The following is a 21,047-nucleotide window of genomic DNA, read 5'->3' as shown; positions in this document are numbered from 1 at the left end:
CTGCCGCGCGGACCGAGTTCCCTTCCGCACCTCCGCGGGGACGCCGCTCCTGGCGCATCTCACCACCACCGGTTGTTGTACCCGACGCACCCCTTGCAGGGTCCCTCGCGCACACGCCGGCCGACAAGGCCTTTCCTGGCCCGTGAACTGCAAACCTTTGGAGATAGACATGACGACCCTGAACCTGAACAACGACGGCCTGCTGAACTACGACCCGAACCGTCTGCTCGACCACCTGATCGAGCGCCTGAACCTGAAGAATGACGCTGCCCTGGCCCGCGTGCTGGAAGTGGCGCCGCCGGTGATCAGCAAGATTCGCCACTTCCGCCTGGCGATCGGCGCTTCGCTGCTGATCCGCATGCATGAAGTGTCGGACATCACGATCGGCGACCTGCGCATGCTGATGGGCGATCGCCGCGGCAAGTTCCGCGTGGCGTTCTCGCAGAACGACGTGCCGGCCCAGCACCTGCACGCGGCGTGATGCGGCCGGCAAGGATGATGCGGGAAGGCAACACCCAGCTGCATCCGCGTGCCGTCCGCGTCATTCCTGCGCTACACTGACGGGCGCCGCCCCATCGCGGGGCCGCCCAGTATTCCCCACCGCGAACCCCCGCCCCCGGTTCCCTGAGATCCACCCTGTCAGGAAATTCGATGCCAGCTTGCCGGGCGGCCGTTCGCCCCTCCCATTTCGACCCTCGATTCGTTCCCGTCCCGTGCATGCGCCGGAGCGCGGCATGATCGGCTGCCTGTCGGCGCGCCGGCGGCGCATCCGTTCCTGGCTGGCGCTGTGGCTCGCGCTGTCCGTGCTGCTGTTGACGGCAGTGCTGGTGGCGCTCGTCGGCTACCTGGCGACGGGCGAATTGAAGCGCACCATCGGCGGCGGTCTCGCCGAGCGGGCGCGCTATGCGGCGCAGCAGCTGGACGGCATCATGTACGAACGCTATCGCGAAGTGCAGATGCTGGCGGCGCGGCGCGAGTTCACGGCGGCCGACCTGTCCCCGCTGGACAAGCGCCGCGTCGTCGAACGCCTGCAGGAAAGCTATCCGCTGTACGCGTGGATCGGTCTGGCCGACACGCACGGCAAGGTCGTCGCCGCGACGGGCGGCCTGCTGGAAGGCGCCGACGTCAGCCGGCGGCCCTGGTTCAGCGGCGCGCCGGCGGGGCATCACGTGCACGACGTGCACGAGGCGGCGCTGCTGGCGCAGCTGCTGCCGCGCGAGGAAGGCGGCCTGCCGCGCTTCGTCGACATCGCCTTTCCCATCCGCGACGCGCAAGGCAAGTCGCATGGGGTGCTGGCCGCGCACCTGAACTGGCGCTGGGCCGAGCAGATCCGGCTGCGGCTGGACGCGGCCGGCGCGACGGAGGCGCAAACGCTGATCGTCAGCCGCGACGGCAAGGTGCTGGCCGGCCCCGCCGTGATGAAAGGCATGGCGGTGCGTTCGGCCACGCTGGACAGCGCGCGCGGCCAGGGCTCCGGCTATGCCGAGGAACTGTGGGGCGACGGCCGGCGCTACCTCGTGGCGGCCGCCGCCACGCAGGGCGAGGCGGGCTATCCGGGCCTGGGCTGGGTCGTCGTGGCCCGCCAGGACACGCAGACGGCGTATGCGGCCGTGCGCCGCCTGCAGCTGCAGGTGCTGTTTGCCGGGATCGCCGTGGCCGCCGCGTTTTCGCTGCTGGGCTGGCGCGTGTCGCGCCTGATTACCCGGCCGCTGCAGAAGGCCGCGGCATCGGCTGCCGCGATCGCCCAGGGTGATGCCGAGGGGGCGATCAGCGTGCCGCGCGGCGGCTTCGTCGAACTGGCCGCCCTGACGGGTGCCGTCAACGCCAGCCTGTCGCGCCTGAAGGACAAGGAACGCCAGCTGACCCGCATGAACGTCGAGCTCGAGGAGCGCGTGGCGCTGCGCACGCAGGACCTGGCGCAGTCGCTCGACGCGGCGCGCCGTGGCGAAGCGCGCATCCGCGCGATCCTGGAGACGGCGCACGACGCGTTCATCGGCATGGACAGCGAAGGCCGCATCACGGACTGGAACCCGCGTGCCGAGCAGGTGTTCGGCTGGCGCCGCGACGAGGTGCTGGGCCTGGCGCTGCAGGACACCATCGTGCCGCCGGCGCAGCGCGCGGCCCATGCGGCGGGACTGAAGCGCTTCCTCGCCAGCGGCGCGGCACGCATGCTGGGGCAGCGCATCGAGGTGACGGCGCTGCGCCGCGACGGCACCGAATTCCCCGTCGAGATGACGATCGGGCTCGTCGACGTGAACGGCATCCGTTCGTTCGGCGCCTTCCTCAACGACATTTCCGCGCGACGCGAGGCGAAACGCCTGCTGGCCGAGAGCGAACGCTTCCTGCGCGCGATCACCGACCATTCGACCGCACTGATCGCCTATCTCGACCGCGACGAGGTGTACCGCTTCGCCAACCGCCGCTTCCAGACGCTGCTGGGAGTCGATCCCGATGCGCTGCTGGGCCGGAGCCTGGGCGATCTGGTGGGCGCCGAGGCGTATGCCGGCCTGCGCCACCACATCGACGCGGTGCTGGCCGGCCGCGCCGTGCACTTCGAGACGGAGTTCGACATGCCGGGCTGGCCGCGCTGGTTCATGGCCGACTATATTCCCAGCATCGGCCCGGACGGCACTGTGCAGGGCTTCCACGTGCTGGCGATGGACATCAGCGATCGCAAGATGGCCGAGCTGGCGCAGGCCCGCAACGAGCGCCTGGCGCAGGCGGCCAGCCGCGCCAAGAGCGAATTCGTCGCCAACGTCAGCCACGAGATCCGCACGCCGATGAATGCCGTGCTGGGGCTGGCGCACCTGCTGGAAAATTCCGGCCTGTCGCCGCAGCAGCGCGAATACGTGGGCATGATTCAGTCGTGCGGCAAGACGCTGGTGGGCATCATCAACGACGTGCTGGACTTCTCGAAGATCGAGGCGGGCCGGATCGACATCGCCGCACTGCCGTTCGAGCTGGGCGAGATCGTCGAGGCGGCCGCCACGGCGATGCGTGCCAGCGGCAAGCCGCTGGAACTGGTCGTCGACGTTGACCCGGCGCTGCCGGCCGCGTACATCGGCGACGCGATGCGGCTGCAGCAGGTGCTGCTGAACCTCGTCGGCAATGCGCTGAAGTTCACGGGGCAAGGGCAGGTCGTGTTTTCCGTGACCCGCATCGCGCAGCACGGCAGTACCGTGACGTTGCGCTTTGCCGTGCGCGACACGGGCATCGGCATCGAGCCGGAGCAGCAGGCGCGCCTGTTCACGCCGTTCGAGCAGGCCGATGCCGGCATCTCGCGCCGCTTCGGCGGCACCGGCCTGGGGCTGGCGATCGCCCGCCAGCTCACCGAACTGATGGGCGGCCGCATCGCGCTGACCAGCACGCCCGGCGAAGGCAGCGAATTTTCCGTTACGTTGGCGCTGTCGTGCGCCCAGCCGCTGCCGCTGGCGCCGGCCGCGCCGCTGCGCATGGCCGTCGTCGGACCTGCCCGCACGAGCCGCGTCGGGCTGGCCCGCGCCGTCGAGGCGCTGGGCTGGAGCGCCTGCTGGGCCGATACGCCGGATGAGGCGGCGGCCGCGGCCGAGGCCCCGGTGGACGCGATCCTCGTCGATGGCGACGCGGCGCTCGTGCAGGCGGCGCGGGCCGCACTGGCGCGGCGCTGGCCCGGCCAGGCACCCGTCGTGTTGCAACTGACGGGCGGGCCGGAACAGGTCGCTCCGGCGCCGGATGCCACCCCGCTGGTGCGGCCGGTGACGGCGCAAAGCCTGCGCGCGGCGCTGGCCGGCGTCGTCGCGGCCGCGCCCCATGCCGAGCCGGCCGAGCCGGGCGGCGCGGCAGCCGCACCGGCCGAACTGGCCGGCGTGCGTGTGCTGCTGGTCGAGGACAACGCGCTGAACCAGCTTGTCGCGAAAGGTATACTGGAGCCGGTCGGTGCCGTCGTGACGACGGCCGCCAATGGACAGGAAGCGGTCGACCTGATGACGGCCCAGCGCCAGGGCAACCGCAACGACTTCGACATCGTGCTGATGGACGTGCAGATGCCGGTGATGGACGGTTACACGGCGACGCGGATCCTGCGTACCCGGCTGGGCTTGCGCGTGCCGATCATCGCGATGAGTGCGGGCGTCACGCCCGCTGAGAAGGAGCAGTGCCTGGCTGCCGGCATGAACGATTTCATTCCGAAGCCGATCGACGTGGAGCAGATGATGACGATCATGCTGGACAATTTGCGGCAATCCTCGCCGGCCCCGGCGGCGCCACCGGCCGCGCCGGCGCAGGCGTTCAATGTGGAGCGGCTGGCGGCGCTGTCGGCGCGCGATCCGGCCCAGCGCCAGTCGCTGGTGACCCTGGTGGCGCGGATGGCACGCGAGGCGCCCGCCGACCTGGTGCGGGCGCGCACCACGTGGCAGGGCGGCGACGGCAAGGCCGCCGGCAAGATCCTGCACGGCTTGCGCGGCTCCGTCGGCAGCCTGGGCGCACGCAGCTTCGCCGCCGTTACCGTCGAGCTGGAAGCTGCGCTGCGCGACGAGCGTCAGGACGTTGCCGCCCGCCTGTTCGACAGCGCGGCGCGCGAACTGGACGCGACGACGACGGCCGCCCGCGCGTGGCTGGCCGGCCAGGAACGCGAACCGCAGCCCGACGGCGGCCCGGCCACGGCCGCGCAGCCGGAGCAGGTACGGCGCTGGATCGCGCTGCTGCGCGAGCGCGACCTGGACGCGGCCACCGCGTACGAAACGTTGCGCGCGCCGCTGGCCGCCCGGCTGACGGCCGACCAGCAGGACGCCGTGGCGGCGGCGATGGCCGCCCTCGACTTCGACGCCGTGCTGGCCGCGCTGCCGGCCGCGCTCGTGGAGGACAAGTGACGCCCACCAATACGATCCTGATCATCGACGACAGCCCCGACACGATCCGCCTGCTGTCGGCGATGGTACGCGAGCAGGGCAGGGTACTGTTCGCCACCAGCGGCGCGGCCGGGCTGGAACTGGCCAAGGTGCAGCGCCCGCAGCTGATCCTGCTGGACGTGGAGATGCAGGGGATGGACGGCTTTGCCGTCAACGAGCAGATCCGCCGCGATCCCGACCTGCGCGGCAGCGCCGTCATCTTCGTCACGGCGCAATCGTCGCCGGAAGCGGAGATCGCCTGCCTGGATGCCGGTGCCGTCGATTTCATTCCGAAGCCGCTCAACGCGGCCGTCGTGCAGGCCCGCGTGCGCACGCACCTGCGCTTGCAGGCGGCGTTGACGGCGCTGGACGAGCTGGCCAACCAGGACGGCTTGACGGGCCTGTACAACCGCCGTTATTTCGACCGCCAGCTGGCGGCGGAATTCGCCCGCCACCGGCGCCATCAGTTGCCGCTCGGGCTGGCGCTGATCGACGTCGACGACTTCAAGCTGTTCAACGACCGTTATGGCCACCAGCGTGGCGACGGCTGCCTGCAGGAAGTCGCGGAGGCGCTGCGCGACGGTGCCCGCCGCCCCGGCGAACTGGCGGCGCGCTATGGCGGCGAGGAATTCGTCGTGCTGCTGCCGAACACGACACCGGACGCGCTGGAGCGCTATGGCGACTGGATGTGCCGGCGCATCGGTGCGCTGGGCATCGCCCATCCGGGCGCCTCGGCCGCGCCGCACGTCACGTGCAGCATCGGCCTGTGCGCATTGCTGCCCGGGCCGGACGATACGGCCGAAGCGATGCTGCACGCGGCCGACATGGCGCTGTACCGCGCCAAGCGCGCCGGCCGCAATCGCAGCGTGATGGCCGGCCCGGAACCGCAGCCGGCCTGACGGCCCGACCGCCTAGTCGTGCGTGCCGCTGGCCAGCGGCGGCACGATGCCGGCCTTTCTCTGCTTGGCCCAGTAGCCGGCGCACAGCACCAACAGCCACACGGGGATCAGGTACACCGAGATGCGCAGTTCCGGCGTCAGGTACATCACGACCAGCACGCCGGCCAGGAAGGCCAGGCACAGCCAGTTCGTGAACGGCGCCAGCGGGCTGGGGAAGCCGCTGCTCGCGCCGCTGGCCCGCTTGGCGGCACGGAAGCGCAGGTGGATCCAGCTGATCATGCCCCAGTTGATGATCAGCGCGGACACGACGAGCCCCATCAACAGTTCCAGCGCCTTGCCCGGCATGAAGTAGTTGACGCTGACGCAGATCGCCGTCGCCAGCGCCGACACGGCCAGCGCGGCCAGCGGTACGCCGCGGCGGTTCACCTTCAGCAGCGCGCGCGGCGCATTGCCCTGCATCGCCAGGCCGTACAGCATGCGGCTGTTGCAGTACACGCAGCTGTTGTAGACGGACAGCGCGGCCGTCAGCACGACGACGTTCAGCGCATGGGCGACCCAGTTCGCATTGAGCGCATGGAAGATCAGCACGAACGGGCTGCCGCCGGCGACGACCTTCTGCCACGGGTACAGCGACAGCAGCACGCCCAGCGCGCCGATGTAGAAGATCAGGATGCGGTAGATCGCCTGGTTGGTCGCCTTCGGGATCGTGTGCGACGGATCGTCCGCCTCGGCCGCCGTGATGCCGACCAGTTCCAGCCCGCCGAACGAGAACATGATGACGGCGATCGCCATCACGAGACCCGTCACGCCGTTCGGGAAGAAGCCGCCGTGGCGCCACAGGTTCGTCACCGACGCTTCCGGCCCGGCGCCGCCCGACACCAGCAGCCACAGGCCGAAGCCGATCATGCCGACGATCGCCAGCACCTTGACGATGGCGAACCAGAACTCCATCTCGCCGAACGCCTTCACATTGGTGAGACTGATCGCATTGATGACGACGAAGAAGCCCAGCGCCGTCACCCAGGTGGGCACGGCCGGCCACCAGTACTGGATGTAGACGCCGACAGCCGACAGTTCGGCCATGCTGACGAGCACGTACAGCACCCAGTAGTTCCAGCCCGACAGGAAGCCGGCCAGCTGGCCGCAGTACTTGTCCGCGAACCAGCTGAACGAGCCGGCGACGGGTTCGTCGACGACCATCTCGCCCAGCTGGCGCATGATCAGGAACGCGATGATGCCGGCCACCGCGTAGCCGAGCAGCACGGCCGGGCCGGCCATCCGGATGGTCTGGGCGATGCCGAGGAAAAGCCCGGTGCCGATCGCGCCGCCCAGCGCGATCAGCTGGATGTGCCGGCTTTTCAGGCCCCGCTTGAGCCCGCCCCCGTCGTGGCCTGGTTGTGCGTCCGCTGTCATGTTCTCCTGCCGCAGATGTTCAAAGAGCACGATTCTATAGCATCGGCCGGGGTGGGGCGGAAGCGGCGTTGCCCAGCACGATTTGCCCAGTCCGGTTTTGACGGCCGCCTTGCCGACGGCTCGGGCAATGCGTGCAGTTTTGATCCTGTTCAAGGTTGCTGCGGCTTGCACTGGTTAGCATCTTTGCATCGATCGTCTTTACCCACCCACAGGAGCGCATCATGAGAAAAAGCGGAAGCGGTTGGATGCAATGGATGGCGGCGCTGGCCGCACTGGCCGTGCTGGCCGGGCCGGCGGCGGCGCAGGATGCGAAGCAGGGCGCCAAGCAGGATACAACGCAGGAGGCGAAGCACGGAACGGATACCACGTCGGCCGGCGGCAAGCAGGGCGCGACCGCGAGCCGGCACGTGACCGACGCGGTGGCGGTCGCCCGCAAGCTGGAGGGTGAAGAACGGATGCGCACGCTGCTGCACGATGCGAAGGGCGTGTTCATCATCCCGAAATACGGCCGCGCGGCGCTCGGCGTGGGTGGCTCCGGCGGGGCCGGCGTGCTGCTGGTGCACCGCCCGGACGGCGCCTGGAGCGACCCCGTCTTCTACAACACGGGCGGCCTGTCGATCGGCCTGCAGGCCGGCGTGCAGGGCGGCGCGCTGGCGCTCGTGCTGAACAACGAAAAGGCCGTCAACGAGTTCCTGAAGAAGAACAACTTCTCGCTGAACGCCAAGGCGGGCCTGACCGTCGTCAACTGGAGCAAGATGGCGCAGGGCTCGGCCGGCGCCGGCGACGTGCTGGCATGGAGCGACACGAAGGGCCTGTTCGGCGACGTGCTGACGCTGGAAGTGAACGACATCCGCTTCAACCAGCAGCTGACCAACGCCTACTATGGCCGCACGCTGTCGGCCAGCGACGTGGTGGCCGGCAAGACCAGCAACCCGCAGGCCGAACCGCTGGTCCAGGCGGTGGCCGGGGCAGCGGGCGGCGCGGCGCGCTGAACGTGACGGCGCTGGAGGAGCAGCGCGCGCTGGTCGCCGCGCTGGTCCGCACGCTGGCGCCCGCCGAACTGTTCGAGACGCATATCTCGTGGGTCGTCGTGGCGGGCGACATGGCCTGGAAGATCAAGAAGGCCGTGCGGCTGGCCTTCCTGGACTGGCGCGCGCCGGCGGCGCGGCGCGCGTGCTGCGACGAGGAGGTGCGCCTGAACCGGCGTTACGCCCCCGGCCTGTACCTGGGCGTGGTGGCCGTCACGGGCAGCGTGGCGGCGCCGCGCATCGGCGGCGCCGGGCCGGTACTCGAGTACGTGGTGGCGATGCGCCGCTTCCCGCAGCACGCGCTGTGGACGGCGCGCCTGGCCGCCGGCGAACTGGGCAGCGCGGACGTGCAGGGGCTGGGCCACGTGCTGGCTCAGTTCCATGCCGTGGCGGCGCCGTGCCCGGCCGATGCGCCGTGGGGCACGGCGGCGTGCGTCATTGCCCGCACCGCCACCGACCTGGCGGAGCTGCGTCCGTTGCTGCCGGACGAAGGGCCGGCGCTGGACGCGCTGTGCCGCTGGCATGCGCGGGCCGCGTGGGGGCACCGGCGGTTCACCTGGCGGCATGCCCACGGCGCCGTGCGCGAATGCCACGGCGACCTCCATTGCGGCAACCTCGTCACGCTCGACGGCGCGGCGATGCCGTTCGACGGCATTGAATTCGACCCCGCGCTGCGCTGGATCGACACGATGCACGACCTTGCCTTTGCGTGGATGGACCTGCGCTTCCACGGCCGGCCCGACCTGGCGGCGCGCCTGCTGAACGCTTACCTGCACGCGGGCGGCGACCATGGCGGGCTGTGCGTGCTGCGCTACTACACGGTGCAGCGCGCACTGGTGCGGGCCAAGGTGTGCGCGCTGGCGGGCGACGCCGCGTTGGCGCGCCGCTACCTGCTGTATGCGCACACGCAGGCCGCGCCGGCACGGGGCGCGCTGCTCGTCACGCATGGCTATTCGGGCAGCGGCAAGTCGACGCTGGCCGACGGCCTCATCGAACCGCTGGGTGCGCTCGTGCTGCGTTCCGACGTCGAGCGCCGGCGCACGGTGGGCGCGCAGTACACGTCGGCCGCGACCCGTGCCACGTATGCGCACCTGCTGCGGCTGGCACGCCGGGCGCTGGCCGCGGGGCTGCCGGTTGTCGTCGACGCGGCCTGCCTGCAGGGCTGGCAACGGGCCGCCTTTGCGGCGCTGGCGCACGCGCGCGGCGTGCCGTTCCTGCTGCTCGACGTGCATGCGCCGCTGGCGGCACTGCCGGCCCGGCTGCGCGCGCGTGCCGCGGCGGGCGCCGATCCGTCCGATGCGGACGAGGCCGTACTCGCGAGCCAGCTCGCCCACGCGGAACCGCTCAGCGCGGCCGAGCGGGCCGGTGCGCTGGCGGTGGCCGGCGGGGAACCTTGCGTGCCGCTGGTGCGCCAGGCGCTGACGCGGCTGGGTTGGCGGGACGCGCGATGAACGGGATCGACATGCGCCCGCTGCCGACGGATTCGTCCAAGCGGCGGTGCGGCAAGGCTGCCGAGCGCGGCACCGCCGGCGGCGAACTCAGGGCAGCGGCGCCAGCGCGACGTGCTCGGACAGCTCGCGCGTGTACGCCGGTGCCTGCGACTGCAGCTTGCCGGCCTCGATGTCGCGGTCCGTCAGCACGAGGCGGCCGGCCAGCGGCTTGCCGGCCAGTTCGGCGATCTTGTCGAGCACCTTGTCGCCGCCGCTGCCGCCCATCGTGCAGAACGCCGCCAGCCGGCGGCATTGCGCGCCATGGTGCGACAGGAAGCTGTACACGGGAGCCGGAACGTGCCCGGCCCACACGGGCGTGCCGACCAGCACCAGCTGGTAGGCGGATGGGTCGTGCGTCAGCGGCTGCAGTTCCGGCGTACGCAGGCGCAGCGTGTCGAGCGCGGCGCGCAGGTAGCCGCCGATGCCCTGGTAATCGCGCAGCGGCCGCAGCTCCTCGATGTCCGCCGCACAGCCGGCGGCGATGGCCTCGGCCACGCGCCGGGTGTAGCCGGAGCGCGAGAAATAAACGATCAGGTAAGGGTTCATGTCGACCTCACGTAGCGGAAGACGGCCCACTGGATGCCGGGCCGCTTCCCATGTTCTGCGCTTTATCATGCACAGTGGGTGATCGGGATCAAATTTGGCGCATTGCGCTTGCTCCCGCCGCTGTCCGACCTCGCTAAGCTGGCGTCAGGAGGTTGCGATGCGTACTGAACACCCGCCACGGCCCGGCGCGACGATGCGCGCGATGGTGCTCGACCGCCCCGGCGCGCCGCTGCGCCCGTCACGCCTGCCGGTACCGGTACCGGGGCCCGGCCAGATCCTGCTGCGCGTGGGCGCCTGCGGCGTCTGCCGCACCGACCTGCACATCGTCGACGGCGACCTGGCGCCGCACCGTGCGCCGCTCGTGCCGGGCCATGAAGTGGCCGGCACCGTCGCGGCGGTGGGGGCGGACGTGCCCGCATGGCAGGTGGGCGAGCGCGCCGGCATCCCGTGGCTGGGCGCCACCTGCGGCCGCTGCCCGTTCTGCCGGCAGGGGCGCGAGAACCTGTGCGACGACGCGCGCTTCACCGGCTACGATGTCGACGGCGGCTATGCCGAGTATGCGCTGGCCGATGCGCGCCATGCCTGCCGCCTGCCGGACGGCTACGACGACGTGCACGCGGCACCGCTGCTGTGTGCCGGGCTGATCGGCTATCGCGCGTATGCACTGGCGCCCGACGCGCGGCGCATCGGCCTGTACGGCTTCGGCGCGGCGGCCCACCTGATTGCCCAGGTCGCACGGGCGCAGGGGCGCGACGTGTATGCGTTCACGCGACCGGGCGACGTGCGCGGGCAGCGCTTCGCGCGCGAGCTGGGTGCCGTATGGGCCGGCGGTTCGGATACGCCGGCGCCCGTGCCGCTCGACGCGGCGCTGCTGTTCGCACCGGTCGGTGCGCTGGTGCCGCTGGCGCTGGCGGCCGTGTGCAAGGGCGGCAGCGTGATCTGCGCGGGCATCCACATGAGCGACATCCCGGCGTTTCCATATGCGCTGCTGTGGGGCGAACGGAGCGTGCGCTCGGTGGCCAACCTGACCCGCGCCGACGCGGCCGCGTTCATGGCGCTGGCCGCGGCGATCCCGCTCGTCAGCGCGACCACCGTATTCCCGCTGGAACAGGCCAACGAGGCGCTGGCCGCGCTGCGCGGCGGCAGCTTCGACGGCGCCGCCGTGCTGGTGCCATGAACGCGCCGCCGTCGCAGGAACGCCTGCCGCCGGAGCGCGAGCGCGTGCCTTCGCAGCAGGCCGTGCAGGCGGCGCTGGCCCCGGCGCGGCGCTGGCCCCGCTGGACCGGCTGGCTGCTGGCCGCCGTGCTGCTGGCGGGCGCGCTGGGCGGTACGGCATGGTGGCACCAGCGGGCGGCGCAGACGCGCATCGTGTACGACACCACACCCGTCACGCGCGGCGACCTGCGCCTGACGGTGACGGCGAACGGCACGTTGCAGCCGACGCGCACGGCCAACATCGGCAGCGAGCTGTCCGGCATCGTGGCACGGGTGGATGCGGACGTGAACGACCGGGTCCGCACCGGCCAGGTGCTCGTCGAACTGGACACCGCGAAGCTGAACGACCAGGTGCAGCGCTCGCGCGCGATGCTGGCGGCGGCGGACGCGGCCACCGCGCAGGCGATCGCCACGCGCACGGAAAGCGCGGCCACGTTGCGCCGGCTGGACGACATGTCCCGCATGTCCGGCGGCACCTTCCCGTCCCGCGCCGACCTCGATGCGGCGCGGGCCGCGGCCGCGCGCGCCGAGGCCGCCGTGCACAGCGCCGCGGCGAATGCGGCGGCCGCACGGGCGGCGCTCGCGACGGACGTGAAGAACCTGGCGCGGGCCGCCATCCGCGCACCGTTCGACGGCATGATCCTCAGCCGCAACGTCGAGCCGGGCAATGCGGTGGCCGCATCGCTGCAGGCCGTCACGCTGTTCACGCTGGCCGAGGACCTGCACCGCCTGCGCCTGCTCGTCAACGTCGACGAGGCCGACGTCGGCGCGGTGCGCGTCGGCCAGCATGCCACGTTCACCGTCAGTTCCTGGCCGGAGCGGCAATACCCGGCGGCGATCGCGCGGCTGTCGTATGGCTCGACGATCGCCGACAACGTCGTCACCTACGTCGCCTGGCTCGACGTCGACAACGCCGACCTGAGCCTGCGGCCCGGCATGACGGCCACTGCGACGATCGCCGCCGCCGTGCACGCGGGCGTACTGCTGGTGCCGAACGGCGCGCTGCGCTATACGCCAGCCGAGATGGCGCACCGGCCGGCGCCCGGCATCGCCAGCCGGCTGCTGCCGCGCCCGGCGGCCCAGCAGCGCAGCGCCGGCACGGCCGCGGCACCGGGCAGCCGCGTCGTCTGGGTGCTGCAAGGCGGCGTGCCGGCGCCCGTGCAGGTGACGACCGGGTTGTCGGACGGCCGCCACACCGAGGTCACCGGCGGCGCGCTGCGGCCCGGCATGGCCGTGATCACGGGCCAGCATGAGCGCCCGTGACCCGTCGACGAGCGCGCTGGCGGACGTGCCGGCCGGCGTTCCCGTCATCGCGCTGCGCGGCGTGCGCAAGCGCTACGGCAGCGGCGCGGCGGCGCTGGCGGCGCTCGACGGCATCGACCTGGCCGTCGGTGCCGGCGAGTTCGTCGCCATCATGGGTCCCAGCGGCTGCGGCAAGTCCACCGCGATGAACATCATCGGCTGCCTCGACACGCCGGATGAGGGCAGCTGCCTGTTCCAGGGCGTCGACGTGGCGCCGCTGACGCGCGACCAGCGCGCGCAACTGCGGCGCCGCTGGCTGGGCTTCGTGTTCCAGGGCTTCCACCTGCTGCCGCGCACGTCCGCGCTGGAAAACGTCGAGCTGCCGCTGCTGTATCGGGGCGTGCCGGCTGCACGCCGGCGTGAGCTGGCGCGCGCGGCGCTGGCCGCGGTCGGCTTGCAAGGCTGGGAGCGGCATCTGCCGAACGAACTGTCCGGCGGCCAGCAGCAGCGGGTGGCGATCGCCCGCGCCATCGTCGGCGACCCGGCGGTGCTGCTGGCGGACGAGCCGACGGGCAACCTGGACAGCCAGCGCAGCCGCGAGATCATGGACCTGCTGGCAAACCTGAACCGTACGCGCGGCATCACCGTGCTGATGGTCACGCACGAGCCGGACATGGCGGCCTATGCCGACCGGATCGTGCATTTCCGCGACGGCCGCATCGAGCGCGAAGAGCGCAACCCGGCACCGCTCGCGGCGGGGGCGCGCTGATGCTGGCCAACGCGATGCTCCTGGCGCTGCGTTCGCTCGCACGCAATCCGCTGCGCTCGGCGCTGACGATGCTCGGCATCGTGATCGGCGTGGCTGCCGTGATCACGATGGTCACGCTGGGCAATGGCGCGACCCTGGCCGTGCGCCAGCAGATTTCCGCGCTGGGCTCGAACCTGCTGATGGTGCGGCCGGGCCAGCGCCAGTTCGGCGGCCCGGCCGGCGCGCCGCCGTTCCGCGAGGCCGATGCGCAGGCCGTCGCCACGCAGCTGGGCGGCGTGCGCGACGCGGTGCCGGAAAGCCGCACCAGCGTCACCGTGATCGCAAACGGGCGCAACTGGAGCACGTCCGTCATCGGCGGCGGCGCCGGCTGGCTCGCCGCCGGCAACTGGACGGTCGCGGCCGGGCGGCCGTTCGAGCCGGCCGAACTGCGCTCGGGCGCGGCCGTGTGCGCGCTTGGCGACACGGTGCGGCGCACGCTGTTCGGCGGCGCCGATCCGCTGGGCCAGGCCCTGCGCGTGCGCCAGTTCTCGTGTCGCGTCGTCGCGCTGCTGGCACCGAAAGGGCTGGGGGCGATGGGCAACGACCAGGACGACCTCGTGCTGCTGCCGCTGCACACGCTGCAGCGCCGCGTGACGGGCAACGTGCACGTCAACACCTTGCTGGTGTCGCTGGAGGAAGGCGCCGACAGCCGCACCGTCGCGCGCGCGCTGGGCGTGCTGCTGCGCGAGCGGCGCAAGCTGGCGGCCGGCGAGGAAGACAACTTCAACATCCTCGACACGCGCCAGCTGGCCGACACGCTGTCCGGCACGACGCGGGTGATGACGACGTTGCTGGGCGCCGTCGCCGCCGTCAGCCTGCTGGTGGGCGGCATCGGCATCATGAACATCATGCTGGTCGGGGTCACGGAGCGGACCCGCGAGATCGGACTGCGCCTGGCGATCGGCGCGCTGGAGCGCGACGTGCTGCTGCAGTTCCTCGTCGAGGCGGTCGTGCTGTCGGCCTGCGGCGGCCTGGCCGGCATCGCGCTGGCGGCCGCGGCGAGCGCCTTGCTGGCCGGCGCGATGGGCCTGCCGTTCGCGTTCGATGCCGGCATCAGCGCGCTGTCGTTCCTGTTTTCCGGCGCGATCGGGATCGTGTTCGGCTACTTCCCGGCGCGGCGCGCGGCCCGGCTCGATCCGATCGACGCGTTGCGCCACGAGTGAGCGGGCGGGCCGGCCACATACGCCTTCAGCCACTGCGCCATGCCCAGGTAGCCGGCCAGCAGCGCCGGCAGCACCAGCCAGTACACCGGAGGCAGCGGCACGAAGCCCAGCGCGGCGCCGACGCTGGACGACGGCAGCCAGACCCCGACCGCGCAGACGGCCGCCGTCGTCATCGCCAATGCCGGCGTCGAGCGGCTTTGCACCAGCGGCAGGCGGGCCGTGCGCAGCACGTGCACGACCAGCGTTTGCGACAGCAGCGACTCGACGAACCAGCCGGTCTGGAACAACGCGGGATTCGTCGCGCCGCCGCACAGGTACCACAGCGCGGCAAAGGTGAGGTAGTCGAACAGCGAGCTCAGAGGCCCGAGCACGGCCATCGCGCGGACGATCTCGCCCATCTCCCAGCGCCGCGGCCGGCGCAGCCAGCCGGGATCGACGCGGTCGCCGGCCAACGCCGTCTGCGACAGGTCGTACAGCAGGTTGTTCAGCAGGATCTGGGCCGGCGCCAGCGGCAGGAACGGCAGCAGCACGCTGGCACCGACGATGGACAGTACGTTGCCGGCCGCCGAGCTGGCGCTGATGCGCAGGTGCTTGCTGATGTTGCCGAACACGCGCCGCCCTTCGCGCACGCCGTCGGCCAGCGCCAGCAGGCTTTTCTGCAGCAGGATCACGTCGGCCGAATCCTTGGCGATGTCCACCGCGCCATCGACCGAGATGCCGACGTCGGCCGCGCGCAGCGCCTGCGTGTCGTTGATGCCGTCGCCCAGGTAGCCGACGACGTGGCCGCGGCGCTGCAGCGCGCGGATGATGTCGGCCTTCTGCTGCGGCGTCACGCGGGCGAAGATGGTCGCCTGCGCCACCTGGTCGTCCAGTGCCGGCCCGCCGGCGGCCAGCTCGGCGCCCGTCACGCTGCCGTGCACGGCCAGGCCCACGTGGCGGCACACGCTCGCGGTCGTGACGGGGTTGTCGCCGGTCAGTACCTTGACGGTGATGCCCCGTTCGGCCAGCAGCGCCAGCGCGCGTGCCGCGCTTTCCTTCGGCGGATCGAGGAAGGCGATGTAGCCCTGCAGGACCAGGTCGCGTTCATCGGCCACGGTGCACGCGGCCGCGCCGTGCGGCAGTTCGCGGGTGGCCACGGCGATCACGCGAAAGCCGTCCCCGTTCAGCGCATCGGCGGCGTCGGACAGCGCGGCGCCGTGGTGCGGCTGCAGCGGCACCAGCGTGCCGTTGTCGTCCGCATGGCTGCACGCCGGCACCACTTCCTCGACGGCGCCCTTGCAGACCAGCAGCCGGCTGCCGTCCGGCCGCGCGACGATGACGGACATGCGGCGGCGCTCGAAGTCGAATGGCAGCTCGTCGACCTTGTCGTAGCCGCCGTCCGGGCGTAGCGCGGGGCGCGCGGCGACGTATTGCAGCACGGCGTCGTCAAGCAGGTTGCGCAAGCCGGTCTGGTAATGGCTGTTCAGCCAGGCGTAGCCGGTCACGCGGTCCGACTCGCGGCCCAGGTAGTCGACGTGGCGTTCCAGGATCACGCGGTTCTGCGTCAGCGTGCCCGTCTTGTCGGTGCACAGCACGTCCATCGCGCCCATGTTCTGGATCGCGTTCAGGCGCTTGACGATCACGTGGCGCCGCGCCATCGCCAGCGCGCCCTGGGCGAGATTGACGGTGACGATCATCGGCAAGAGTTCCGGCGTCATGCCGACGGCAACGGCCACGGCGAACAGCAGCGCCTGCAGCCAGTCGCCCTTGCCGGCCGCGTTCAGCAGGAACACGAGGGGCACCAGCACCAGCATCGTGCGCAGCATCAGCCCCACGTAGCGGGCCACGCCGCGATCGAACGCCGTGATCTCGCGGGCGTCGGCTGCCGCGCTGGCGATGTGGCCGAACATCGTCGCGTCGCCCGTTGCCAGCACGACGGCCGTCGCGCTGCCGCTCAGCACGTGGCAACCGGTCCATGCCAGGTTCGGGATGGCCAGCGGTGCCAGCGTGGCGGCGTCCGGCACCGCGTGCGCCGTCTTCTCGACGGGCATCGCCTCGCCCGTCAGCGCCGATTCGTCGATGAACAGGTCGCGCGCTGCCACGATGCGCAGGTCGGCGGGAATGCTGTCGCCGGCGGCAAGCAGCACGACGTCGCCAGGCACCAGCGCCGCCGACGGTACCTCGGCGCGGCCGTCCGGCGCACCGGGCCGGCGCACCACGACGGTGGTGCGCACCAGCGCGCGCAGCCGCTCGGCGGCACGCCCGGAGCGGCGCTCCTGCACGAATGACAGCAAGGTGGACACCAGCACGATCGCCGCCACCAGCAGCGCGCTCCAGCGCGCGCCCGTCAGGTAGTTCAGCACGGCCAGCGCGAGCATCAGCAGCGATAGCGGGCTGGCGGCCAGGCGGGCGAAATGGCGCCAGGCCGCCAGGCGCGCTCCGGCCGGGGCGGCGGGGGCCGCATGCCGGGCCGCGGCGACAGCGGATGGCAGGCCGGCGGATGCGGTGCCGAGGGCGGCCAGCGCATCATCCGAGGACAGCGCGGCCAGCGCTGCAGCCGTAGGCAGCGCAGCCGGCGCAGTGGTCGGAGGCAGCGCAGCCGGCGCAGTAGGGGAATGCAGGGCGGCCGGCCCCTGCGGGGCGGCGTGGCCCGGCGTTGCAGGCCCCTGCCGCATGCCGTTCATCGCGTGGCCGCGCGGACCTCGCGGGCAAGCAGGGCGGCAGCGGCCAGTGCCTGGTCCATCGTCGTGATATGCAGGTGCAGCCATTCTGCCAGCAGGTCCACGGCGCGCCGCGCCGGCGCCGGATCGCCTTCGGCCAGCGCGGCCGACGCGTGGTGCAGGCCGGACAGGGCGCGCGCATGCTGCTCGCGGTGGCACGCGAGGCCCGGGTAGCCCATGCGTTCCATCAGGTCTTCCTCGCCGCGGAAATCGCGCTCCAGCGCGGCCACGGTGGCCTCGTAGGCGGGCAGGAAGCCGTCTTCCGGCATCGCCGCGAGGTGGGCCAGCGCGTCGAACAGCGCCCGGTGGGTGGCGTCCAGCGCCGGATCGCCCAGCGACAGCTCGTCGCTCCAGCGGGTATCGTCTTGGGATGTAGCCATGGCATCTCCTTGCGGCTCGGGTTCGTTGGTCGAATCGCTCCAGTGTCGTCGCCGCCTTGTCGGAAATCCATGATCGAAGTCAAGCGCAGGGCTGCGCAACCTGGCGCAAACCGGCGAACGGCGCGGCGTACGGCTCAGCGCATCGCCAGTGGCGGGCGCTCCGGCTGCGCTGCCGGCGGCGGCGACGCGGCGTCGCGCGCGCCTTCCTCGATCAGGCGCGTCAGCATCGTCCGGTCCACGACCTCGACGTCGAGCAGCCGGCGCGCCAGCGCGTCGAGGGTGGGGCGGCGCACCCGCAGCGTGTCGCGCACCCGCGCATGGGCCGCCTGCAGCAGCGTGCGCACTTCGTCGTCGATCTCGCGGGCCGTGCGCTCGCTGTAGCCGCCCCGTTCGGCCGGCAGCGGCTGGCCGCCGTTCCACCATGGCGGCGCGGCCGGGTGTTCGTAGCTGGCCAGGCCGATGCGGCTGCTCATGCCGAACTGCGCGACCATCTGGTGCGCCATGCCGGTGGCGCGCTGCAAGTCGTTCTGCGCACCGGTGGAGACATCGCCGAACGCCAGTTCCTCGGCCACGCGGCCGCCCAGCAGCACATCCAGGCGGTCGAGCAGCTCGCTGCGGCGCAGCAGGTAGCGCTCTTCCGCCGGCGTCTGCTGGGTGTGGCCCAGCGCGCCGATGCCGCGCGGGATGATCGAGATCTTCGTCACCCGGTCGGCGCCCGGGCGCAGCTCGGCGATCAGGGCATGGCCCGCCTCGTGCCACGCCACGGTTTCCTTCTCGCGCCGGTTCATCACGCGGCTTTTCTTTTCGATGCCGGCCACGATGCGGTCCAGCGCCTTGTCGAAGTCGCTCATCGTCACGCTGGCCTGGTCCTGGCGCGCGGCCAGCAGCGCCGCCTCGTTGACGAGGTTGGCCAGGTCGGCGCCCGCGAAGCCCGCCGTGCGGCCGGCCAGCGCGGCCAGGTCGACGTCGGCCGCCAGCACCACCTTCTTCGCGTGCACGGCGAGGATCTGCGTGCGGCCCTTCAGGTCCGGCCGGTCCAGCGCGATGTGACGGTCGAACCGGCCGGCCCGCAGCAGCGCCGGGTCGAGGATTTCCGGGCGGTTGGTGGCCGCCATGATGATCACCGCCTTGCTCGACGCAAACCCGTCCATCTCGACGAGCAGCTGGTTCAACGTCTGCTCGCGTTCGTCGTGCCCGCCGAAGCCGGTGACGCCGCGCGCCTTGCCCAGCGCGTCGAGTTCGTCGATGAAGATGATGCACGGCGCCTTGTCCTCGGCCTGGGCGAACAGGTCGCGCACGCGGGCGGCGCCGACGCCGACGAACATCTCGACGAATTCGGCCCCGCTGATCGAGAAGAACGGCACGCCGGCCTCGCCGGCCACCGCTTTCGCCAGCAGCGTCTTGCCGGTGCCTGGTGCGCCGACGATCAGCACGCCCTTCGGGATGCGCCCGCCCAGGCGGCGGTAGCGCTCCGGGTTCTTCAGGAACTGGACGATCGCGATCAGTTCGTCGCGCGCCTCGTCGATGCCGGCGATGTCGTCGAACGTCACGCCGGTGTCCTGCTGCATGTAGACGCGGGCGCGGCTCTTGCCGATCTCCAGCGCACCCGTCAGGCCGCCGCCCAGCTTGCGCGCGGCCGAGTTCCACAGCATCGCCATCAGCAGCAGCGGCACGGTCCAGATCAGGATGGAGCTCAGCCAGGAACGGTCCGGCGCCGCGTCGAACGTCACGCCGGCCGTTTCCAGGTCGGACACGAGGTCGGGATCGTCGATGCGGCGGGTGATGAAGGTGCGGTCGGCGCGGTGCTCGGTGCGCAGCGCGGCGGCGCGAGCGGCCGGCAGCACGCGCTCGAGGCCTTCCAGGTTCAACTGGCCGGAGATGTCGGCGCTGCCGACGACGACGTCGGCCACCTTGCCGGCCGCCAGCAGCGTCTTGAACTCGCTGTACGGCACGGTGCCGCCGGGAGTGCCGCGCAACATCAGGAACATCGACAGCCCGAGCAGCGCCAGCAGATACCACCCGGAAAACCGCAGGTTCGGGATGCCGTCGGCGCCGTCGCTGCCTCGCTTGCCCGCCGCAGGCGGCGGTTCCCGCTGATCGCTCTGCATTTGCAAGTCCCTCTCTGTCAGGAAAATACTGTAATGGTGCGTACTGCGTCACGTCATCACTTGAGCATGATTCAAGTCAAACCGCAGGCAGATTCCTCGTTGGACCCATGCCCGGCGGGGAAGTTTCTGCCTATGCTGGCGTCTCGCCGTGCAGCCGCGCGGCTATCGAACAAGGAGGAGAGATGAAGCGCATCGCATTGGTGACCGGGGGCACACGGGGGATCGGGGAAGCCGTCTCGATCGCGTTGCAACGGGCGGGGCACGACGTGGCCGCCGTCTACCACAGCAACGAGGAAGCGGCTTGCGCGTTCTCGGACCGGCACCGCATCCCCGTGTTCCGCTGGGACGTGGCCGACTACGACGCGTGCGCCCAGGGCGTCGCGCTGGTCGAGCGCGAGCTGGGGCCGGTGGGCATCCTCGTCAACAACGCGGGCATCACGCGCGACGTCACCTTGCACAAGATGACGCCGGCGCAGTGGTGGGAAGTGATCCATACGAACCTGGGATCGATGTTCAACATGTCGCGCCGGGTGATCGAAGGCATGCGCGAGCGGGGCCATGGGCGCATCGTCAACATCAGCTCGATCAACGGCCGCAAGGGCCAGGCCGGCCAGTGCAACTACGCGGCCGCGAAGGCCGGCATCTTCGGCTTCACGAAGTCGCTGGCGCTGGAGAACGCCAAGCGCGGCGTCACCGTCAACGCGATCGCGCCGGGCTATTGCGACACCGCGATGGTGGCCGCCGTGCCGCAGGACGTGCTGCAGGCCATCGTTGCGCAGATTCCCGTCGGCCGGCTCGGCACGCCGGACGACGTGGCGCGGCTGTGCGCTTTTCTCGCCGACGACGCGGCCGGCTTCATCACGGGCGCCACGTTCGACGTGAACGGCGGCCAGTACCTGGGGTAGTCCGGTCAATGGCGCGCCGCCCGGGACACACCGGGCGACGCGTGGCGTTGGTCGCGCCGGCGCCATCTTCCGCAGCGGTCATCTCCATGCCCCGAACCCTGTCGGGCATGGCCGTTCTTGCCATGCCCACTCTTCAATTGCTTGCTTCGCCTGCAACGGCGGGCGCCGTTTGTTGTCGGGATACCGCAACGAATGTGAATATTCCGTGACCAAAAGGTCAAATCTCACCAAATCTCACGGAATTCGGCTGTAGTATTTCCCTGCGGATATACACATTCCACCGGCG

The 21,047-nt window shown here is 71.4% G+C and carries 15 protein-coding genes; 10 read left to right on the top strand and 5 right to left on the bottom strand.

What is annotated here, in order from left to right; genetic code table 11:
• Positions 1-169: 169 nt before the first annotated feature.
• The 3 genes from IP92_RS15815 to IP92_RS15805 all read left to right on the top strand — a co-directional run bounded on the left by IP92_RS15815 (position 170) and on the right by IP92_RS15805 (position 5,764).
• Positions 170-481 (top strand): hypothetical protein, encoded by a 312-nt coding sequence (locus IP92_RS15815; RefSeq protein WP_145876565.1) that lies wholly within the window; start codon positions 170-172, stop codon positions 479-481.
• Positions 482-734: 253 nt separating this feature from the next.
• Positions 735-4,847, top strand: coding sequence for a PAS domain S-box protein (locus IP92_RS15810; RefSeq protein ID WP_145876563.1), 4,113 nt, complete (start codon positions 735-737; stop codon positions 4,845-4,847).
• Positions 4,844-5,764 carry a GGDEF domain-containing response regulator gene (locus IP92_RS15805; protein ID WP_158206658.1) on the top strand — a complete coding sequence of 307 codons (921 nt, stop codon included), beginning with the start codon at positions 4,844-4,846 and terminating at the stop codon, positions 5,762-5,764. The genes IP92_RS15810 and IP92_RS15805 overlap by 4 nt, the downstream gene beginning before the upstream one ends.
• A 12-nt stretch (positions 5,765-5,776) precedes the next feature.
• Here the strand turns inward: IP92_RS15805 and IP92_RS15800 are convergent, their stop codons facing one another.
• Entirely contained in the window at positions 5,777-7,177 is a 1,401-nt protein-coding gene (locus IP92_RS15800) for an amino acid permease (protein WP_145876558.1), read from the bottom strand.
• 221 nt (positions 7,178-7,398) lie between these two features.
• On the opposite strand from IP92_RS15800, the gene IP92_RS15795 reads away from it, so the two are divergent.
• Both IP92_RS15795 and IP92_RS15790 read left to right on the top strand, forming a co-directional pair.
• On the top strand, positions 7,399-8,169 hold the full coding sequence (locus tag IP92_RS15795) for a lipid-binding SYLF domain-containing protein (RefSeq protein WP_145876556.1): 771 nt from the start codon (positions 7,399-7,401) through the stop codon (positions 8,167-8,169).
• A gap of 2 nt (positions 8,170-8,171) precedes the next feature.
• On the top strand, positions 8,172-9,656 hold the full coding sequence (locus tag IP92_RS15790; protein WP_229418811.1) for a bifunctional aminoglycoside phosphotransferase/ATP-binding protein: 1,485 nt from the start codon (positions 8,172-8,174) through the stop codon (positions 9,654-9,656).
• Between the two features lie 87 nt (positions 9,657-9,743).
• Here the strand turns inward: IP92_RS15790 and IP92_RS15785 are convergent, their stop codons facing one another.
• Positions 9,744-10,241 carry a flavodoxin family protein gene (locus IP92_RS15785; protein WP_158206657.1) on the bottom strand — a complete coding sequence of 166 codons (498 nt, stop codon included), beginning with the start codon at positions 10,239-10,241 and terminating at the stop codon, positions 9,744-9,746.
• A gap of 193 nt (positions 10,242-10,434) precedes the next feature.
• On the opposite strand from IP92_RS15785, the gene IP92_RS15780 reads away from it, so the two are divergent.
• Genes IP92_RS15780 through IP92_RS15765 form a run of 4 tightly spaced genes read left to right on the top strand, consistent with a single transcriptional unit; the run spans position 10,435 to position 14,669 of the window.
• Positions 10,435-11,418: a zinc-dependent alcohol dehydrogenase family protein gene (locus IP92_RS15780; RefSeq protein WP_145876697.1), complete on the top strand. Its 984-nt coding sequence runs from the start codon at positions 10,435-10,437 to the stop codon at positions 11,416-11,418.
• A complete protein-coding gene (locus IP92_RS15775) occupies positions 11,415-12,719 on the top strand; it encodes an efflux RND transporter periplasmic adaptor subunit (protein ID WP_145876551.1) in 1,305 nt (434 codons plus the stop codon). The genes IP92_RS15780 and IP92_RS15775 overlap by 4 nt, the downstream gene beginning before the upstream one ends.
• Positions 12,706-13,467 carry an ABC transporter ATP-binding protein gene (locus IP92_RS15770; RefSeq protein ID WP_145876549.1) on the top strand — a complete coding sequence of 254 codons (762 nt, stop codon included), beginning with the start codon at positions 12,706-12,708 and terminating at the stop codon, positions 13,465-13,467. Before IP92_RS15775 ends, IP92_RS15770 begins: the two co-directional genes overlap by 14 nt.
• Positions 13,467-14,669, top strand: coding sequence for an ABC transporter permease (locus tag IP92_RS15765; protein WP_145876547.1), 1,203 nt, complete (start codon positions 13,467-13,469; stop codon positions 14,667-14,669). Before IP92_RS15770 ends, IP92_RS15765 begins: the two co-directional genes overlap by 1 nt.
• Here the strand turns inward: IP92_RS15765 and mgtA are convergent.
• The 3 genes from mgtA to ftsH all read right to left on the bottom strand — a co-directional run bounded on the left by mgtA (position 14,609) and on the right by ftsH (position 19,856).
• Positions 14,609-17,332, bottom strand: a complete 2,724-nt coding sequence (gene mgtA, locus IP92_RS15760; RefSeq protein WP_229418810.1) for a magnesium-translocating P-type ATPase — start codon at positions 17,330-17,332, stop codon at positions 14,609-14,611. The genes IP92_RS15765 and mgtA overlap by 61 nt on opposite strands.
• Positions 17,329-17,748, bottom strand: a complete 420-nt coding sequence (locus tag IP92_RS15755; protein WP_145876545.1) for a bacteriohemerythrin — start codon at positions 17,746-17,748, stop codon at positions 17,329-17,331. Before IP92_RS15755 ends, mgtA begins: the two co-directional genes overlap by 4 nt.
• A gap of 134 nt (positions 17,749-17,882) precedes the next feature.
• A complete protein-coding gene (gene ftsH / locus IP92_RS15750) occupies positions 17,883-19,856 on the bottom strand; it encodes an ATP-dependent zinc metalloprotease FtsH (RefSeq protein ID WP_145876543.1) in 1,974 nt (657 codons plus the stop codon).
• Between the two features lie 182 nt (positions 19,857-20,038).
• Between ftsH and phbB the strand changes: the two genes are divergently transcribed.
• A complete protein-coding gene (gene phbB, locus IP92_RS15745; RefSeq protein ID WP_145876541.1) occupies positions 20,039-20,761 on the top strand; it encodes an acetoacetyl-CoA reductase in 723 nt (240 codons plus the stop codon).
• The last annotated feature ends 286 nt before the right edge of the window (positions 20,762-21,047 follow it).

It is taken from the genome of Pseudoduganella flava (assembly GCF_007830495.1).
In the GTDB taxonomy this organism is placed as follows: Bacteria; Pseudomonadota; Gammaproteobacteria; order Burkholderiales; family Burkholderiaceae_D; genus Rugamonas; species Rugamonas flava.
This window is presented reverse-complemented; position numbering and strand designations above follow the sequence as displayed.

What these genes read in the sequence shown, in the direction of transcription:
- IP92_RS15810 (WP_145876563.1), top strand. Translation starts at nt 735, where the DNA reads ATGATCGGCTGCCTGTCGGCGCGCCGGCGGCGCATCCGTTCCTGGCTG.
- IP92_RS15780 (WP_145876697.1), top strand. Translation starts at nt 10,435, where the DNA reads ATGCGCGCGATGGTGCTCGACCGCCCCGGCGCGCCGCTGCGCCCGTCA.
- IP92_RS15815 (WP_145876565.1), top strand. Translation starts at nt 170, where the DNA reads ATGACGACCCTGAACCTGAACAACGACGGCCTGCTGAACTACGACCCG.
- IP92_RS15785 (WP_158206657.1), bottom strand. Translation starts at nt 10,241, where the DNA reads ATGAACCCTTACCTGATCGTTTATTTCTCGCGCTCCGGCTACACCCGG.
- phbB (WP_145876541.1), top strand. Translation starts at nt 20,039, where the DNA reads ATGAAGCGCATCGCATTGGTGACCGGGGGCACACGGGGGATCGGGGAA.
- IP92_RS15795 (WP_145876556.1), top strand. Translation starts at nt 7,399, where the DNA reads ATGAGAAAAAGCGGAAGCGGTTGGATGCAATGGATGGCGGCGCTGGCC.
- IP92_RS15770 (WP_145876549.1), top strand. Translation starts at nt 12,706, where the DNA reads ATGAGCGCCCGTGACCCGTCGACGAGCGCGCTGGCGGACGTGCCGGCC.
- IP92_RS15775 (WP_145876551.1), top strand. Translation starts at nt 11,415, where the DNA reads ATGAACGCGCCGCCGTCGCAGGAACGCCTGCCGCCGGAGCGCGAGCGC.
- IP92_RS15755 (WP_145876545.1), bottom strand. Translation starts at nt 17,748, where the DNA reads ATGGCTACATCCCAAGACGATACCCGCTGGAGCGACGAGCTGTCGCTG.
- IP92_RS15800 (WP_145876558.1), bottom strand. Translation starts at nt 7,177, where the DNA reads ATGACAGCGGACGCACAACCAGGCCACGACGGGGGCGGGCTCAAGCGG.
- IP92_RS15765 (WP_145876547.1), top strand. Translation starts at nt 13,467, where the DNA reads ATGCTGGCCAACGCGATGCTCCTGGCGCTGCGTTCGCTCGCACGCAAT.
- ftsH (WP_145876543.1), bottom strand. Translation starts at nt 19,856, where the DNA reads ATGCAGAGCGATCAGCGGGAACCGCCGCCTGCGGCGGGCAAGCGAGGC.
- mgtA (WP_229418810.1), bottom strand. Translation starts at nt 17,332, where the DNA reads ATGAACGGCATGCGGCAGGGGCCTGCAACGCCGGGCCACGCCGCCCCG.